This window comes from Pseudomonas sp. FSO-7 (assembly GCF_059579345.1).
Map to the genome: position 1 here is coordinate 1971065 of NZ_CM184193.1, position 16462 is coordinate 1987526.

Consider the following 16462-nt stretch of genomic DNA (forward strand, 5'->3'; position numbering starts at 1 on the left):
ATGACCTATGAGCACTCTCATCAACAAAGTTCTGTTCACCCGCGCCGGCTATGGCTTGACTGTCCTGCGCATCGTCGTCGGTGTCATATTTGCGGCCCACGGCTCGCAGAAACTCTTTGGCCTGTTCGGTGGCTACGGCTTGGCAGGCACGGCGCAGTGGATGGAGAGCATCGGCCTGACCCCGGGCTATGTGATGGCGACACTGGCGGGCGGTACCGAGTTTTTCGCCGGGCTGGCGCTGATCATCGGTCTGCTGGCGCGTCCTGCGGCACTGGGCCTGGCCTTTCTGTCGCTGGTGGCAATTTTCTCCGTGCACATCGGTAACGGCTTGTTCATGGCCAACAACGGTTATGAGTTCGCCCTGGCGTTGCTGGCGGGCAGTATTGCCGTGCTGATCGAAGGGGCGGGCAAGCTGTCGGTCGATCGCGCCATCGCGGGTTGAGTCCGAGGCCTGTCTTGTACGTAATGCTGTTCACTTAGGAAAAACGGCGCTTCTTTCAGAAATGGGAAGCGCCGTTTTTTTGTTTTTTTTGAAAGCTCGGTGGTTAGTTGTTTTGGTGTGTATATCCGTTTTTTGCGTAATGGCGGCTCATGGTTCCGCTCTTACAGCGGGTCACTTTTGAAGAGCGCAAAAGTAACCAAAACGCTCTTGCCCCACCACTTGGTGCCTCGCTTAGGCTCGGCATGCCTGAACGAAGGCATTGCTCCGTGGGCCCGCCGCGAAGGGCCATCCATGGCCCAGCGCGGCTATCCCGGCATCCATGCCGGGATGCCCACTCCACAACACCTTCGTTCAGCCAGCGTGGTTAACGGGGCGCCCGAGATCAACGTCCACCGCGAGGCGGCCTGATAGCCGACATGGTTCATGGTGGGACCGCGTTTCCCCTGTGGGAATAAAATGTGGGAGCGAGCTTGCTCGCGATGGCGGTGGGTCAGTTTGCGGTGATGTTGGATGTGCCGGCCTTATCGCGAGCAAGCTCGCTCCCACAGGTTTTGCGGCGTACATGGATTTTGTGTCTGCTGAAGATCCAACGTGGGGTGGGAGCGAGCTTGCTCGCGATAGCGGTGGTTCAGCTAAGCAGATGCTGGCATGTAACCCGCTCTTGCTCTTGCTCTTGCTCTTGCTCTTGCTTTGGATCTTGATCTGGACGCCCCGTTAAACCACGCTGGCCGAACGCAGGTATTGTGGAGTGAGCATCCCGGCATGGATGCCGGGATAGCCGCGCTGGGCCATGGATGGCCCTTCGCGGCGGCCCACGGAGCAATGCCGGAGTGAGGGCACACCGAGCCTAGGCGAGGTGCCGAGTGGTGGGGCAAAGCGCTTTTGGTTACTTTTGGCGCTCTTCCAAAAGTGACCCGCCGTAAGGGCGGAACCCTAAGTGGCCGTTACCGCAGCAACGGATATGTACCCAACCCAGCCCAACCCAACCCCAAGGAAACGGCGCTTTCCCCCCCTCGGAAAAGTACCGTTTCCTTAAGTGAACAGCATCACTTCTTGTACGGGTCATTTTATGGAGAGTGATTCTTGACACTGACCGGTCAGCTTCTCTAGGATGCCGCTCATGCGCCGATTTAAACAGCTACTTGCGGGGCGCCAGGTGACCCATCCCGTCGCCGATAGAAGCCGGAAAGACACGGCTTCGAAATACCGCTAAAGCGCTGGTTCGGTGTTGCCTCTCACCTGCCATGCAGACTTTTGAGGCAGAGACACGACACGATGAACGCACCCAGTCCCCTTGTACGTCTTGCGCCGATCACGGCGAACCTTGTGCAACGCAACCCGAAAATTCTCCTGGGCGGCACTCACCAGCCAACACTCTTGCGTTACCTCGACGGCTGGCCGCGTCGCAACCACGGGCCTGCTGCTTTCCTGATCCAGTTTGTCGAAGACGGTGAGTCGCTGGCGCGTTTTGCCAATGACAGCTTCGACCTGGCTGTCATCCAGTCTCCCAGCGCAGCGGGCGCCCCTGAAATGATTCGGCAACTGACCCGTGTCGCACGGCAGGGCTTGATCACGCGCCGCTGAGGCGGGATTACGGATACGCGATGTCGACGATATAGACCCGCTTCTCGCCTGTGGGCGTCTGGACGCTGACCTCGGCGTCCAGGGCCTTGCCGATCAGCGCCCGGGCCAACGGCGAGTCGATGCTGATCAGGTTCTGTTTCAGGTCCAGCTCGTCCGGGCCGACGATGCGATAGCGTGATTCCTTGCCGTCCTCATCTTCGACCGTGACCCAGGCACCGAAATACACCTTGTTCGGATCACTGGGTTTTTCACTGACCACTTTGAGCGCCTCGAGGCGCTTGGTGAGGAAGCGCACGCGACTGTCGATTTCCCGCAGCATTTTCTTGCCATAGGTGTATTCGGCATTTTCCGAACGATCACCCTGGGCCGCCGCCTCGCTGACCGCCTGGGTCACCTGGGGACGGCGCACATGCCACAGCTCATGGAATTCAGCACGCATCCGCGCTTCACCCTCGGGGGTGATCAGCGCGGTGCCGGCGGTGCGGGGTGGGCGATAACGGCTCATGGCAACTTCTTGTGATAGCGAAGCCGGGAGTCTATCAACCCTCGCGCAATACTGTCAGCGGGCTGGCGTTGAGCGCCCGACGGGTGCCGAACACCCCGGCCGCGCCAATCAACAAGGCCCCCAGCAGCGGCAATACCAACAGCCATGGATGCGGGTGCCAGGGCAGGTCGAAGGCGTACCGGTAAAGCACCAGGCTCACCAGTTCCGAACCCAGGGCCGCGAGCAGGCCACTGACCGCACCCAGCAGGCCGAACTCGATGCGCCGGGCCTTGACCAGCAGGGGCCGTCCGGCGCCCAGTGCGCGCAACAGCGCGCCTTGGCGAATCCGTTCGTCGAGGGTCGCCTGCAGGCCGGAAAACAGCACCGCCATCCCCGCTGCCAGCACAAACAGCAACACGTACTCCACGGCCAGGGTCACCTGGGCCAGGATGCTGCGCAGTTGTTCGAGCAGGGCCTCGACTTGCAGGATCGTCACCGCCGGAAACGCCCGGGACAGGTCGACGATCTGTTGGTCGTGACCCGGCGCCAGGTAGAAACTGGTGAGGTAGGTCGCGGGCAGGTCCTTCAATGTGCCGGGCTGGAAGATCATGAAGAAGTTGGGTTGGAAATTGTCCCAGTTGATTTCCCGCAGGCTGGTGACCTTCGCTTCACGGTTGACGCCGCCCACGCTGAAGACCAGGCGGTCGCCCAACTTGATCTTGAGGTTCTCGGCCACTTTGCCTTCCACCGAAACCCCCGGGACATCGTCCGGTGGTTGCTGCGGCCACCAGGTCCCCGCGGTGACGACGTTGCCCGCCGGCAAATCCGCGGCCCAGGTCAGGCTCAGGTCGCGTTGCAGCGCCCGGTCGCCCGCCGAATCCTTGGTGACGAACTCCTTGGCCGGTTCGCCATTGATGCTGATCAGACGCCCGGGTACCACGGGGTAGAGCGGGGCCGATTGCGCGGACAATTCCAGCAGCTTGTCGGTGAAGGCCTGCTTGTCGTTGGGCAGGATGTTCAGGGCGAAATAGTTCGGCGCGTTTTTGGGCAACTGGTTTTGCCAGGTGTCCAGCAACTCTCCGCGCAGCAGCGCGATCAACGCCATGGACAACAGGATCAGGCCGAACGCCAGGGCTTGGCCAGCCGCCGCCAAGGGATGGCGCAGCAATTGGCCGAGGCCCAGCCGCCAGGGCAGGGCGGCGCGGGCCAGCAGGCGACGCAGGCTCTGGAGCAGCAGCAACAACAAGCCGCCGAGCACCAGCGCGGCAACGACGCCACCGCCCAGCAGGGCGAAGGTCAGGACCAGGTCCAGGCTCAGGCGCCACATGATCAGGCCCAGGGCACCCAGTGCGGCGCCGTAGATCACCCAGGAGCTGGAAGGGATCGGCAGCATGTCCCGGCGCAGCACGCGCAACGGCGGCACTCGTCCCAGCGCAGCCAGTGGCGGCAGGGCGAACCCCGCCAGCGCCACCAGCCCGGTGCCAATCCCGGCGATGGCCGGCAGCAGGCCACCCGGTGGAACGGTGGTCGGCAGCAAGTCATGCAGCAGGGCGAACAGGCCCAGTTGGGCGACCCAGCCGAGCAGGGCGCCGCTGATACTGGCGAGCAGGCCCAGCACCGTCAATTGCAGGCTGAACAGCACCAGGGTTTCCCGGCGTGACAGGCCCAGGCAGCGCAGCAGGGCGCTGGCATCGAAGCGTCGGGTGGCAAAGCGGTTGGCCGAGAGCGCGACGGCGACCCCGGACAGCAACACCGCCACCAGGCTGGCCATGTTCAGGTAACGCTCGGCCTTGCCCAGGGCACCGCCGATCTGCCGGTTGCCGTCGCGGGCATCCTGCAGGCGCTGGTTGGGTTCAAGGCCAGGCTTGACCAGATCGCGATAGGTCTGCAGGGCCGGCGCCGGGCCGCGCCACAGGTCGCGATAGCTGACACGGCTGCCCGGTTGCACCACGCCGGTGGCCTCCAGGTCCTTGAGGTTGATCAGCACCCGCGGGGTGAGGCTGTAGAAGTTGCCGGCGCGATCCGGTTCATACGTCAGCACTCGGGCCAGCCGCAGGGTCTGGTTGCCAACGTCGATGCTGTCGCCGATCTTCAGGTCCAGTGCCGTCAGCAGCCGTGCCTCGACCCAGGCCTCGCCAGGGTTCGGACGTCCGCCGGTTTCTTCCGGCGCGAATGGGGCAGGGGTGCTTTTCAGCTCGCCGCGCAGAGGGTAGTTGTCATCGGCCGCCTTGACGCTGGACAGCTGGATGCCATTGTCGGTGGCCACGACACTGGAGAACTCCACCACCCGGGCGTGTTCCAGCCCCAGTTCGGTGCCGCTGCGGATCTGCTCCGGGCGGGCTGGCGCGCTGCCTTCGAGCAGCAGGTCGGCGCCGAGGAATTCGGTGGCGCGCATCATCATCGCGCCGTTGAGGCGGGCACCGAAGTAACCGATGGCGGTACTCGCCGCCACCGCCACCAGCAGGGCGAAGAACAACACCCGCAACTCACCGGCGCGGGCGTCGCGAAGCAATTGACGGACAGCGAGACTGAACAGGCGCAACAGCGGCAAACGTGCCATCAAGGCTCCAGAGGGGCGACCATCTCGCCGGCTTCAAGTCGGATCAGGCGCCGGCAGCGATGGGCCAGGCGTTCATCATGGGTGACCAGCACCAGGGTCGTGCCGCGTTCCTTGTTCAGTTCGAACAGCAGGTCGCTGATGCGTTCGCCGGTGTGGCTGTCGAGGTTGCCGGTGGGTTCGTCGGCAAACAGCACGTCGGGCTCGGCGGCAAAGGCGCGGGCAATCGCCACCCGTTGCTGTTCGCCACCGGAAAGCTGGCGCGGTGAATGGGTCAGGCGCTGGCCCAGGCCGACGCGCTGCAACAGTTGCGTGGCGCGTTCGCGGGCATCCTTGCGGCCGTCCAATTCCAGCGGCAGCATGACGTTTTCCAGCGCATTGAGGCTGTCGAGCAACTGGAACGACTGGAAAACGAAACCGACGTGCTCGGCGCGGATCCGCGCACGCTGGTCTTCATCCAGTGCGCTGAGGGCCTGGCCGGCGAGCGTCACCTCACCGCTGCTGGGCAGGTCGAGGCCGGCCAGCAGGCCCAGGAGGGTGGATTTGCCGGAACCGGACGCGCCGACGATGGCCAGGCTGTCGCCTTTGTTCAGTTCCAGGCTGAGTTCGTGCAGGATGGTCAGTTCACCTTCCGCGCTGGCGACCACTTTGCTAAGGTCCGTCGCGGTGAGAATGCTTGAGCCCATGGAGAATCCGATGCGTGTGTGGTTTTTGAGTGCCGGCCTGGCCTTGATGTGCATGGCCCAGAACGCAGCGGCGGGTACAGTCCTGATCGTTGGCGATAGTATCAGCGCGGCTTTCGGCCTGGATACCCGGCAAGGGTGGGTGTCGTTGCTCGAACAACGGCTCAAGGCCGAGGGTTTTGACGATAAAGTGGTCAATGCTTCCATCAGCGGTGACACCAGCGCCGGAGGCCAGGCGCGGCTGCCGGCGCTGCTTGCGGCCCATAAGCCGGACCTCGTGATCCTGGAGCTGGGGGGCAATGATGGCTTGCGCGGACAACCGCCAACACAATTGCAACAAAACCTTGCAGCGATGATCGACAGCGCCCGCGCCAGTGGTGCCAAGGTGCTTTTGCTGGGCATGCAATTGCCACCCAATTACGGACGGCGCTACACCGATGCCTTTGCCCGGGTCTACAGCACCCTGGCCGAGGAGAAAAAAGTCCCGCTGGTGCCGTTTTTCCTCAAGGACGTCGGTGGCGTTCCGACCATGATGCAAGCCGACGGATTGCATCCGTCCGTCGCGGCCCAGGGCAAGTTGCTGGAAAATGTCTGGCCGACGCTCAAACCGCTGCTTTGACGCTTTTCTACAGGCGGGCTTTCGGCTAATGTGGCGCCCCCGATTTGGAGCCCCCGATGCCGCGTCCCGCCTGGTCCCTGTTTGCCTACCAACTGATCGAGCCTGACGAGCAGCTGGATCTGTTCGCCTGCCAGGAAGTACGGGTGCACCTGGTGACGCGGCAGTTGGAACTCGGTGGCTCGGCCGACCGGACCCTCTGCGGCAGCCTGCTGCCGGCCCAGCCGCGCTGGTCGAGCGTCGACCGCAAGATTTTCCAGGATCATCGCCTGTGCTCGCTGTGCCGGGCGATCCTGGAATCCCAGAAGCGCGGCACCTCGCCGATCTGGCCGGAGCTGCGGTTCGAGTTGTAGCGCCCGGATTCGAAGCCCGCTTCCACAGAAATCTGTGGTGAACGCCGGATCTTTGAACTCCCTGGAACCAATGTGGGAGCCGAGCTTGCTCGCGATGACGGCGGTCCATTCACCATCAATGCAAGCAGACCCACCGCCATCGCGAGCAAGCTCGGCTCCCACAGGAATTTGTAGTGGATGCCAATCCGGTGAATACCTCAAAAAATGCTGCGCATCGGACGCCTCATTGCCGCTCTCCCCGAAATAACGGGTGGCAGTGTACAATCGCCGTTTTCATACCCCTGTTCGATCTGCGAAGGATTTCCCGGATGTTGCCGCGCTTGCCTGCCGTCGCCCGCTGCCTGTCTCTTGCCGCCCTGTGTATGGCGGGCCCCGTTGCCGCACTCGAGCTGCCTCTGCCACCGCCGGGTGAAGACATCATTGGCCAGGTGCAAGTCATCAAGGCCAAATACGAAGACACCTTCGCCGACCTGGGCACCACCTATGACCTGGGCTACAGCGAGATGGTCGCCGCCAACCCGGGGGTCGATCCCTGGTTGCCGGGTGCTGGCACCGAGATCGTGCTGCCCACTCGCTTCATCCTGCCGCCGGGCCCGCGCGAGGGCATCGTGATCAACCTGGCCGAGTACCGTCTCTACTATTTCCCCAAGGGCCGGAACGTGGTCTACACCTTCCCACTGGGGATTGGGCGTGAGGGCTGGGGCTCGCCGATCGCCCACACCAGCATCATCGCCAAGACGCCGAACCCGACCTGGACGCCGCCTGCCTCGATCAAGGCCGAACACGCCGCCGACGGCGACCCGTTGCCGAATGTCGTGCCCGCCGGCCCTGATAACCCCCTGGGTCCTTTCAAGTTCACCCTGGGCACCCCGGGCTACCTGATCCATGGTTCGAACAAGAAGTTCGGCATCGGCATGCGGACCAGCCACGGCTGCTTCCGGATGTTCAACAACAACGTACTGGAAATGGCCGGCATGGTGCCGGTGGGCACGTCGGTGCGGATCATCAACGACCCCTACAAGCTGGGCTTGAGCGGTGGCAAGGTGTACCTGGAAGCGCACACGCCGCTGGACGACAAGGGCAACCCGTCGGTGGTGGACAAGCACACCGCGGTGATCAACGCGATGCTCAAGCGCGAAGACATCACCAGCAATTTGCGCATGAACTGGGACGTGGTGCGGGACGTGGTGGCGGCCGAAGATGGCCTGCCAGTGGAAATCGCTGTTCCCAATACCTCGGCACCGATGGTTTCAAGCGCGCCGATCGACTTGCAACAGTAAAAAACTCGAAAGCAACCCGCCGACGTTTCGCGATGTCGGCGGGTTTTTTATCGCCTGGTCAAACACCGGGCAATAAAAAGCCGACCCAAAAATGGGTCGGCTCGATAACAATCCCGAAGGACTATTACTTGCGGCTAGCTTTTTCCAGCATGCGCAGAGCACGCTCGTTAGCTTCGTCAGCAGTCTGTTGTGCTTTTTGAGCAGCAGCCAGAGCTTCATCAGCTTTACGGTAAGCTTCGTCTGCACGAGCCTGGGAACGAGCTGCTGCGTCTTCGGTAGCAGTCAGACGTGCTTCGGTTTCTTTCGATGCGCTGCTGCAACCGGTAGCCAGAACTGCGGCCAGGGCCAGAGCAGAGAATTTCAGAACGTTGTTCATCGGTTTCCCCTTCAAGGACTTTCTATTAGTGACTGTCTCCCCAGACTGAGGAGTTAGCCGGCGTACATACTACCCATTACTTGTAGTAAGTAAACTGACGTAGCGCAAGAAGCAAAAAAATTGTAGGCGGTGATTCTTTTTCGAGCAACTTTTCTTAGGGTTGTTGAAAAAATATACAGCCCCAAGCCCTTGGCTGGAGCGCGTCGACGAAAAAAAGTTCCGCAGCGAGGGAGAACTCTTGCAGCCATCGCTAACGTCGTTGTTTATTGATTCACCTACACTTTTGTACATTTTTTGTGCAGCACCCCAGGCATCTTTATTGGTATTGACGGTGACTTTAACTACGCGCGCTCGTCTCAAGACTCAACAACTGGCGATGTTCAGCTATTGCATCGTGACCGACTACCGCTCGACGATGGCGCTCAATCGATAAACCCGACCAGGTTTACCCGCTCGATGACAGGCGTGCCTTGAGCATTTACGTCATTGGTGCCTACTATTCACGACGTGCTCGGGTTTGAGCGGATCGGTTTTGGCGCTCGGTGACCAGGAAGGCACGGGGTGGCGTAGATGTTCCTTCGCCGGAAAAACATCGGTAAGGTAGGGGTCGGCATTCAGACCCGCGAGGAGTAGTGATGAGCGAGGCGGTTACCATCCACCATGACCAGGCTGGTCATCAGTTCGAGACCAATGTGGACGGTCATCGTGCCTATCTGACCTATATGGACCTGGGCAAGCAGACCCTGGATATCTATCGCACCTTCGTGCCCAACGCCTTGCGTGGCCGGGGCATCGCGGCGGCGCTGACCGAAAGGGCGCTGCAGTACGCTGAGGAAATGGGCTATACGGTGATCCCGTCCTGCTCCTACGTGGAGCGTTACATGGAGCGTCACCAGCGGCACGCGGCGAAGCTCTGAGAAAACGGATTCCCCATAAAAAAACGCCGGACTGAAAAGTCCGGCGTTTTTTTATGCGTTGCTTTTTATGCGTTGAAGCAGGCCGATCATTTGCGCTGACGCTTTGGCAGCACGTCCTTGAGCTTGGCGTGCATGCTGCGCAGGGTGTTCTCGGTCGCGCTCCAGTCGATGCAGGCATCGGTGATGGAGACGCCGTACTGCAAGTCGGCGAGGTCTTTCGGGATCGCCTGGCAGCCCCAGTTCAAGTGGCTTTCGACCATCAGGCCGATAATCGACTGGTTGCCTTCCAGGATCTGGTTGGCCACGTTCTCCATCACCAGCGGTTGCAGCGCCGGGTCCTTGTTGGAGTTGGCGTGGCTGCAATCGACCATGATGTTCGGCTTGATCTTGGCTTTGTTCAGCGCCTGCTCGCACAGTGCGACGCTGACCGAATCGTAGTTCGGCTTGCCGTTGCCACCGCGCAGCACCACGTGACCGTAGGCGTTGCCCTTGGTGGTGACGATCGACACGCCACCTTCCTGGTTGATGCCCAGGAAGCGGTGCGGGCTGGAAACCGACTGCAAGGCGTTGATCGCCACGGTGAGACCGCCGTCGGTGCCGTTCTTGAAGCCTACCGCCGACGACAGGCCGGAGGCCATTTCGCGGTGGGTCTGGGATTCGGTGGTGCGTGCGCCGATGGCCGACCAGCTGATCAGGTCCTGCAAGTACTGCGGCGAGATCGGGTCCAGGGCTTCGGTGGCGGTGGGCAGGCCCATTTCCGCCAGGTCCAGCAGCAACTGGCGACCGATGTGCAGGCCATCCTGGATCTTGAAGGAGTCATCCAGGTACGGGTCGTTGATCAGGCCTTTCCAGCCGACGGTGGTCCGGGGTTTCTCGAAATACACGCGCATGACCAGGTACAAGGTGTCGGAGACTTCCGCCGCCAGTACTTTCAGGCGCTCGGCGTATTCGTGGGCGGCCTTGATGTCATGGATCGAGCAGGGGCCGATGACCACGAACAGGCGATGGTCGGTGCCGTCCAGGATGTTGCGAATGACTTCCCGGCCCTTGGTCACGGTGCGCAGGGCAGCGTCGCTCAGGGGAATATCGCGCTTGAGCTGGTCAGGCGTGATGAGGGTCTCGTTGGAGGCGACGTTAAGGTCATTGATCGGTAAATCAGCCATCGTGTTACTCGTCAGGTCACGGGTGCCGGCCGCCAGCGATCCCCGCGCGGCGGTGCACAGCGGATTTTAAGCGCGTCGGGGAGCCGAACCTTATCGCGTTACGAGGTGGCTCGACAATGGGCTGGGACGGGTTTAATGCCCTATCGGCTGGGGAAAAGGCCTTGGCGGTGGCTCTGGGACAGATTCGTGAGCCGATGTAATGAAGATTGCATGCCAGGCTGCTCGCGCTGATAGTGTGCAGGGGCTTTTTACCAGGAGAGTTGCAACGATGCAGGCAGGGGTTAAACCGCGGATCGGGATGATCGGCACCGGGGCGATTGGCGGGTTTTATGGTGTGATGCTGGCGCGTGCCGGTTTTGATGTGCACTTTTTGCTGCGCAGCGAATTTGCCGCCGTGGCCGAAGCCGGTTTGCGAATCGACAGCGCGGTTCACGGCGCGCTGGCCCTCGACCCCGTCCAGGCGTATCGCGCGGCAGCCGACATGCCGCCCTGCGACTGGTTGCTGGTCGGCGCCAAGACCACCAGCAATGCCGACCTGGCTCCGGCCATTGCCCAGGCTGCCGCCGACGGGGCAAAAGTCCTGTTGCTGCAGAACGGCCTGGACGTTGAGGGCGACCTTCGACCGTTGTTGCCCGATTCGCTGCATCTGCTGGGTGGCCTGTGCCTGATCTGCGTGCACCGCGTCGGCCCTGGCGTCATCGCCCACCAGGCCCTTGGCGCGGTCAACGTCGGTTATCACAGCGGTCCCTGTGCCGATCAGGCGCAACGCATGGCGATCGTCGAAGAGGCGGCGAGGTTGTTCCGCAGCGCCGGTATCGAGGCCCAGGCCATGCCAGGCCTGCAACAGGCTCGCTGGCAGAAGCTGGTGTGGAATGTGCCGTACAACGGTCTTTCGGTTCTGCTGGGCGCCAGTACCACGCCGTTGATGGCCAACGAGCATAGCCGCGAATTGATCCAGGCACTGATGGCGGAGGTGGTCCGCGGTGCGCAAGCCTGCGGGCATCACATCGCGCCGGGTTATGCCGAGTATCTGTTCACGATGACCGAGAAGATGCCCGATTACTGGCCGAGCATGTACCACGATTATTCCCACAAGCGAGCGCTGGAGCTGGACGCGATCTACGGCCGGCCATTGGCGGCGGCGAAAGCGGCAGGGTGTGAGCTGCCGAAAATCGAAGCCTTGTATCAGGCGTTGGCGTTCATGGATCGCTGTAACCGCTGAGCGGGGCGAAAGGGGGGAGCTGCATGGCAAACAACATCGACGACAAACTGGTGCTGGCGATTTCGTCGCGGGCGCTGTTCGACCTGAGGGAAAGCCACAAGGTGTACCTGTCGAGTGGCGTCGAGGCCTATCGGCAATACCAGATCGAGCATGAAGACGAAGTCCTGGCACCCGGTGACGCGTTCGCCCTCGTGCAGAAACTGCTGGACCTCAACGAACACCTGGGGCGTGCCCGGGTCGAGGTGATCCTGGTGTCGCGCAACAGTGCTGACACCGGCCTTCGGGTGTTCAACTCGATCCATCATTATGGGCTGGCGATTTCGCGCGCGGCCTTTGTTGGCGGGCGCAGTCCTTACCCTTACCTCAAGGCATTCGGCTGTGACCTGTTCTTGTCCACCCACGCTGAGGACGTGCGCAGCGCGCTGGACGCCGGGTTTGCCGCGGCGACCATCCTGTCGGGTGGGGCCAGTCGTGCCGCCAGCGGAGAACTGCGCATTGCGTTCGACGGCGATGCCGTGCTGTTTTCCGATGAGTCGGAGCGTGTCTATCAGGCCGGTGGTCTGGAAGCCTTCCAGGCCAGCGAGCGGCAGGCTGCCCGAGAGCCGCTGCGAGGCGGGCCGTTCAAGGGCTTCCTGGCGGCGCTCAACGCGCTGCAGCGCGAGTTTCCCGAGGACGCCTGCCCCATCCGCACCGCCCTGGTGACCGCCCGTTCGGCACCGGCCCACGAGCGGGTCATCCGGACGTTGCGTGAGTGGGATATCCGTTTGGACGAGTCGCTGTTTCTCGGCGGCCTGACCAAGTCGGCCTTCCTGGAGGCCTTCGCCGCCGATGTGTTTTTCGATGACCAGACCGGTCACTGCGAACTGGCCCGGGAGGTGGTCGCCACCGGTCACGTGCCCCATGGCATCAGTAACGAAATAAAGCCCTGACGACCTCGGGGCCGGGACGTCAGGCCGCACGTCGCAGTCCCCAAGGCGCTGCTAAGCTGAATCAATCTCCGCCATTCTGGCACGTGAGGAGGTCACATGATTCGTTCGATGCTGTACGCCACAGACCTGGGTCTTTATGCCCCTTATGTGATGCAGCATGCCTTGGCGCTGGCACGGACGTTTGAAGCCGAGTTGTATGTGGTGCATGCGGTAGAGCCGATGGGGCTGTTCGCCGAATCGGTGTTGCAAAGCTATCTCGACGAGCAGGCGCTGAACGAATTCCATCGCCAAGGTCTGAATACGGTGATGGCCAATATCGAACAGCGGGTGCTCGACAGTTTTCGTGAGGAATTGGGGGAAGGGCAACAGGACTTGAAACTGATCAAGTCGGTCAGGGTGTATCAGGGCGATCCTTCCCAGGTCATCCTGGAGCAGGCTGCGAAACTCTCCGTTGATTTGCTGATCGTAGGCAGTCATTGCCAAGGGGCGAATGGTGAAACCCCCTTGGGCAGGACCGCTGCCCGGGTATTGCAGTTATCCCGGGTGCCGGTCTACCTGGTGCCGCTGGTACAGCGTCGACGCCAGGGCGAGGCTTGAGGCTAAATGATGGCGTTTTATAAAAAGTTCTAGATTTATTGTCGCAACCTTCCATATAGTTATATACCGTCGCTGATGCCCGTGGCGTCCAACTGCTTTGAGGGATACATATGAAGCTTCAACAACTGCGCTACATCTGGGAAGTGGCGCACCACGACCTCAACGTTTCGGCTACTGCCCAAAGCCTCTACACGTCGCAACCCGGCATCAGCAAGCAGATCCGCCTGTTGGAAGACGAACTGGGTGTCGAAGTCTTCGCCCGCAGTGGCAAGCACCTGACCCGCGTGACCCCGGCCGGCGAGCGCATCATCACCACGGCTGGCGAGATCCTGCGCAAGGTCGAAAGCATCAAGCAGATCGCCCAGGAATTCTCCAACGAGAAAAAAGGCACCCTGTCGATCGCCACCACCCACACCCAGGCCCGCTATGCGTTGCCGCCGGTGATCAGCAACTTCATCAAGCAATACCCCGACGTGGCGCTGCACATGCACCAGGGGTCGCCGATGCAGATCGCCGAGATGGCGGCCGACGGCACGGTGGATTTCGCCATTGCCACCGAGGCCCTGGAGTTGTTCGGGGACCTGGTGATGATGCCGTGCTACCGCTGGAACCGCTGCGTGGTCGTGCCCCATGGCCACCCGTTGACCAAGCTGCCGAAGCTGACCCTCGAAGCCCTGGCCGAATACCCGATCGTCACCTACGTGTTCGGCTTCACCGGTCGTTCCAAGCTCGACGAAGCCTTCAGCCATCGTGGCCTGACGCCGAAGGTGGTGTTCACCGCCGCAGACGCCGACGTGATCAAGACTTACGTTCGCCTGGGCCTGGGCGTGGGCATCGTCGCGAAAATGGCCGTCGATACCAAGCTCGACAGTGACCTGGTGGTGCTGGATGCCAGCGAGTTGTTCGAATCCAGCGTGACCAAGATCGGTTTCCGTCGTGGCACCTTCCTGCGGGGTTTCATGTGCGATTTCATCGAGAAATTCGCACCGCACCTGACCCGGGAAGTCATGGCCAAGGCCATCCAGTGTCACAACAAGCAGGAACTCGAAGAGCTGTTCGACGGCGTCGAACTGCCGGTGCACTAAAAAACATTACCTGCCTAGATCGCCTCGGTGACAGCGAACTGTTGCCGGGCGCCGGCGACCACGATCTCCACTTCATCCCCTTCGAACTTGCCCAGCAGACCTCGGCCCAGCGGTGAGCGAGGGGTGATGACGGTGATCGGCTGGCCCACCAGCGAGACCTTCAAGCCGGCCGCATCCGGCCCAAGGAAGAGCCATTGCTGGCGGCCGTCCTCATCTTCCAAACCAATCAATGTGCCGACCTGAATGCCGCGCTGCTCGTCGTAAGGCCTCAACGTCAGGTTTTGACAGAGAGTGAGGGCCTGGCGGATTTCCTCCACGCGCCTGGCTTGTCCGGCGGCGAGGTAGGACGCCTCGAGGCCCAGGGTGTCGTATTTGTTCTCGGCGATGTTTTCTTCGTGGGTCGCGGTTTCGTAGGCGGTCTGCGCGGCGCGTTCGGCGATGTCGAGATCAATCTTGAGCTTGTCGAGGATCAACTGGTGGACGGTCTGTTTGTTCATATCATTCGCAGAATTGCAGCACGTTGGCGCGGCTTTTTTCACTGGGCGCGTTCTGGTCTTGCTGCAGCCAGAACTGGCACTTGGGGTTGGACTGGTTGCGAGGATTGTTGCGGGCCTGATCAAGCGCCTGGCGCTGCTCGTTCCTTTGCAGGTTCTGCTGATACTGCTCGAACATTGGTGTGGGCGGCTCCGGCTCCGGGGCCGGTTGCACCGCTGGCGGTTGTGCCAGTTGATGGACGGCGGCGGCCACCGGTGCCAGTTGTTCGTTGAACAGGAATCTGGACAGCAGCCAGCCCGTCAACACGATGGCCAGGAACCCCAGCCACAGGCCCAGGGCAATGCTGAAGGTCAATTGCAAAGCCGTAAGGCGCGAGGGTGTCGATTGATCGGGCATGGCTGCTTCCTGGCAGAGTCATGGGCAGGCGCTGATTGTCGCATGAAGATTAATCGCCGTCGGCTCTTCTGCGCGATCGGTTTATTCGGGACAATCAGGCCTTTGTCATAGGGAGTCGGGAATGGCTGTGCGCTGGGATATTTTTTGCACCGTCGTCGATAACTATGGCGACATCGGTGTCACTTGGCGCCTGGCTCGGCAATTGGTGGCCGAGCACCCATGCGCGGTGCGGCTATGGGTCGACGACCTGCGTGCCTTCGAACGGCTGTGTCCGCAAATCGATATCAGCCTGTCCGAGCAATGGCAGCAGGGTGTGCAAGTGTGTCACTGGCCTGCGGACTGGCAGCCCACCGAGGCCGCCGAGGTGGTGATCGCCGCGTTTGCCTGCCAGTTGCCGAGTGCCTACATGGAAGCGATGGCTGAGCGCCAGACCACGCCCTTGTGGATGAACCTCGATTATTTGAGCGCCGAGGACTGGGTGATCGGTTGCCATGGTTTACCGTCAGTCAAATACAAGCACGTGCAGAAATATTTCTTTTTCCCAGGCTTTCGGGAGGGAACAGGTGGCTTGCTGCGTGAGGCCGGTCTGCTGGAACGGCGTCGGCAATTCCAGCAGGATGCCGAGGCGCAAAGTCGTTTCCTGCAAGGATTGGGCGTCGAGCGGGCGCCGGAGGCTTGCCTGATCTCGTTGTTTGCCTACGAGAACGCAGGTTTGGCGAGTTGGTTTGACGCGATGGCAACCGACGCCCAGGCCTTTCATGTGCTGGTCCCCGAAGGCCGGGTGCTGGGCGATGTCGAGCGGTGGCTCGGTGTCGAAGGCCTGAAGGCCGGTGCGCTGCATCGACGCGGCGCACTGACGGTGCAGGTGCTGCCGTTCGTCCGCCAGGATCAGTACGACCAATTGCTGTGGTGCTGTGATTTCAACGCCGTGCGTGGCGAAGATTCCTTCGTGCGCGCCCAATGGGCCGGTCGGCCGATGCTCTGGCATATCTACCAGCAGGAAGAAGACGTTCACCTGGAAAAGCTCGAGGCATTTCTCAGGCTCTACACCCAGGGGCTTTCGGAGACAGCGGAAAAAGCGATCAGCGGTCTTTGGCGGGCCTGGAATGCCGGCCAGGACATGGCCGAACATTGGAAAGCGACTCGCCAAGAGCAGCGGGAACTGGCCGAACATGCCCAGGCGTGGTGTCTGGAACAGGCCTCGCGACCCGATCTTGCCGCAGCGCTGGTGAAGTTTTATGGAAATTGGATATGATACGCGGCCTAGATTTTTGTAAATCCCA

The 16462-nt window shown here is 61.5% G+C and carries 18 protein-coding genes; 11 read left to right on the plus strand and 7 right to left on the minus strand.

Annotated elements, in window-relative coordinates; genetic code table 11:
* The first annotated feature begins 7 nt into the window (after positions 1 to 7).
* Positions 8 to 442: a DoxX family protein gene (locus tag AC515T_RS08690; protein ID WP_496532159.1), complete on the plus strand. Its 435-nt coding sequence runs from the start codon at positions 8 to 10 to the stop codon at positions 440 to 442.
* Positions 443 to 1717: 1275 nt separating this feature from the next.
* Entirely contained in the window at positions 1718 to 2026 is a 309-nt protein-coding gene (locus tag AC515T_RS08695; protein WP_496532160.1) for a class I SAM-dependent methyltransferase, read from the plus strand.
* A gap of 7 nt (positions 2027 to 2033) precedes the next feature.
* Here AC515T_RS08695 and greB read toward each other — a convergent pair whose 3' ends face one another.
* Genes greB through AC515T_RS08710 form a run of 3 tightly spaced genes read right to left on the minus strand, consistent with a single transcriptional unit; the run spans position 2034 to position 5753 of the window.
* Positions 2034 to 2531 (minus strand): transcription elongation factor GreB, encoded by a 498-nt coding sequence (greB, locus tag AC515T_RS08700; protein WP_003199337.1) that lies wholly within the window; start codon positions 2529 to 2531, stop codon positions 2034 to 2036.
* Positions 2532 to 2565: 34 nt separating this feature from the next.
* Positions 2566 to 5070 carry an ABC transporter permease gene (locus AC515T_RS08705; RefSeq protein WP_496532161.1) on the minus strand — a complete coding sequence of 835 codons (2505 nt, stop codon included), beginning with the start codon at positions 5068 to 5070 and terminating at the stop codon, positions 2566 to 2568.
* Positions 5070 to 5753: an ABC transporter ATP-binding protein gene (locus AC515T_RS08710; protein WP_060738553.1), complete on the minus strand. Its 684-nt coding sequence runs from the start codon at positions 5751 to 5753 to the stop codon at positions 5070 to 5072. The genes AC515T_RS08705 and AC515T_RS08710 overlap by 1 nt, the downstream gene beginning before the upstream one ends.
* Positions 5754 to 5763: 10 nt before the next feature.
* Between AC515T_RS08710 and AC515T_RS08715 the strand changes: the two genes are divergently transcribed.
* The 3 genes from AC515T_RS08715 (at position 5764) to AC515T_RS08725 (ending at position 7999) form a co-directional block, all read left to right on the plus strand.
* Positions 5764 to 6369 carry an arylesterase gene (locus tag AC515T_RS08715; protein ID WP_496532162.1) on the plus strand — a complete coding sequence of 202 codons (606 nt, stop codon included), beginning with the start codon at positions 5764 to 5766 and terminating at the stop codon, positions 6367 to 6369.
* Between the two features lie 56 nt (positions 6370 to 6425).
* The gene (locus tag AC515T_RS08720) at positions 6426 to 6719 is read left to right on the plus strand and encodes a hypothetical protein (protein ID WP_003199347.1); all 294 of its coding nucleotides are present in this window, start codon (positions 6426 to 6428) and stop codon (positions 6717 to 6719) included.
* A gap of 308 nt (positions 6720 to 7027) precedes the next feature.
* Positions 7028 to 7999 carry a L,D-transpeptidase family protein gene (locus tag AC515T_RS08725; RefSeq protein WP_060738551.1) on the plus strand — a complete coding sequence of 324 codons (972 nt, stop codon included), beginning with the start codon at positions 7028 to 7030 and terminating at the stop codon, positions 7997 to 7999.
* A 124-nt stretch (positions 8000 to 8123) separates the two neighbouring features.
* On the opposite strand, the gene oprI is transcribed toward AC515T_RS08725, so the two are convergent.
* Positions 8124 to 8375: an outer membrane lipoprotei OprI gene (oprI, locus tag AC515T_RS08730; RefSeq protein ID WP_003183784.1), complete on the minus strand. Its 252-nt coding sequence runs from the start codon at positions 8373 to 8375 to the stop codon at positions 8124 to 8126.
* A gap of 635 nt (positions 8376 to 9010) precedes the next feature.
* Here oprI and AC515T_RS08735 point away from each other — a divergent pair.
* Positions 9011 to 9292 (plus strand): GNAT family N-acetyltransferase, encoded by a 282-nt coding sequence (locus AC515T_RS08735; protein ID WP_053120470.1) that lies wholly within the window; start codon positions 9011 to 9013, stop codon positions 9290 to 9292.
* An 86-nt stretch (positions 9293 to 9378) separates the two neighbouring features.
* On the opposite strand, the gene AC515T_RS08740 is transcribed toward AC515T_RS08735, so the two are convergent.
* Positions 9379 to 10455 (minus strand): 3-deoxy-7-phosphoheptulonate synthase, encoded by a 1077-nt coding sequence (locus AC515T_RS08740; protein WP_496532163.1) that lies wholly within the window; start codon positions 10453 to 10455, stop codon positions 9379 to 9381.
* Positions 10456 to 10723: 268 nt separating this feature from the next.
* Between AC515T_RS08740 and AC515T_RS08745 the strand changes: the two genes are divergently transcribed.
* The 4 genes from AC515T_RS08745 (at position 10724) to cysB (ending at position 14288) form a co-directional block, all read left to right on the plus strand.
* The gene (locus tag AC515T_RS08745; protein WP_496532164.1) at positions 10724 to 11677 is read left to right on the plus strand and encodes a putative 2-dehydropantoate 2-reductase; all 954 of its coding nucleotides are present in this window, start codon (positions 10724 to 10726) and stop codon (positions 11675 to 11677) included.
* 23 nt (positions 11678 to 11700) lie between these two features.
* Positions 11701 to 12606, plus strand: a complete 906-nt coding sequence (locus tag AC515T_RS08750; protein WP_092176952.1) for a 5'-nucleotidase — start codon at positions 11701 to 11703, stop codon at positions 12604 to 12606.
* A 96-nt stretch (positions 12607 to 12702) separates the two neighbouring features.
* Positions 12703 to 13203 (plus strand): universal stress protein, encoded by a 501-nt coding sequence (locus AC515T_RS08755; RefSeq protein ID WP_496532165.1) that lies wholly within the window; start codon positions 12703 to 12705, stop codon positions 13201 to 13203.
* Between the two features lie 110 nt (positions 13204 to 13313).
* Positions 13314 to 14288 carry an HTH-type transcriptional regulator CysB gene (gene cysB / locus AC515T_RS08760; RefSeq protein WP_092176949.1) on the plus strand — a complete coding sequence of 325 codons (975 nt, stop codon included), beginning with the start codon at positions 13314 to 13316 and terminating at the stop codon, positions 14286 to 14288.
* A 14-nt stretch (positions 14289 to 14302) separates the two neighbouring features.
* On the opposite strand, the gene AC515T_RS08765 is transcribed toward cysB, so the two are convergent.
* Entirely contained in the window at positions 14303 to 14785 is a 483-nt protein-coding gene (locus tag AC515T_RS08765) for a GreA/GreB family elongation factor (RefSeq protein ID WP_003199378.1), read from the minus strand.
* 1 nt (position 14786) lies between these two features.
* Positions 14787 to 15179, minus strand: coding sequence for a hypothetical protein (locus AC515T_RS08770; protein ID WP_496532166.1), 393 nt, complete (start codon positions 15177 to 15179; stop codon positions 14787 to 14789).
* 121 nt (positions 15180 to 15300) lie between these two features.
* Between AC515T_RS08770 and earP the strand changes: the two genes are divergently transcribed.
* Positions 15301 to 16434: an elongation factor P maturation arginine rhamnosyltransferase EarP gene (gene earP / locus AC515T_RS08775; protein ID WP_496532167.1), complete on the plus strand. Its 1134-nt coding sequence runs from the start codon at positions 15301 to 15303 to the stop codon at positions 16432 to 16434.
* Positions 16435 to 16462 lie beyond the last annotated feature (28 nt).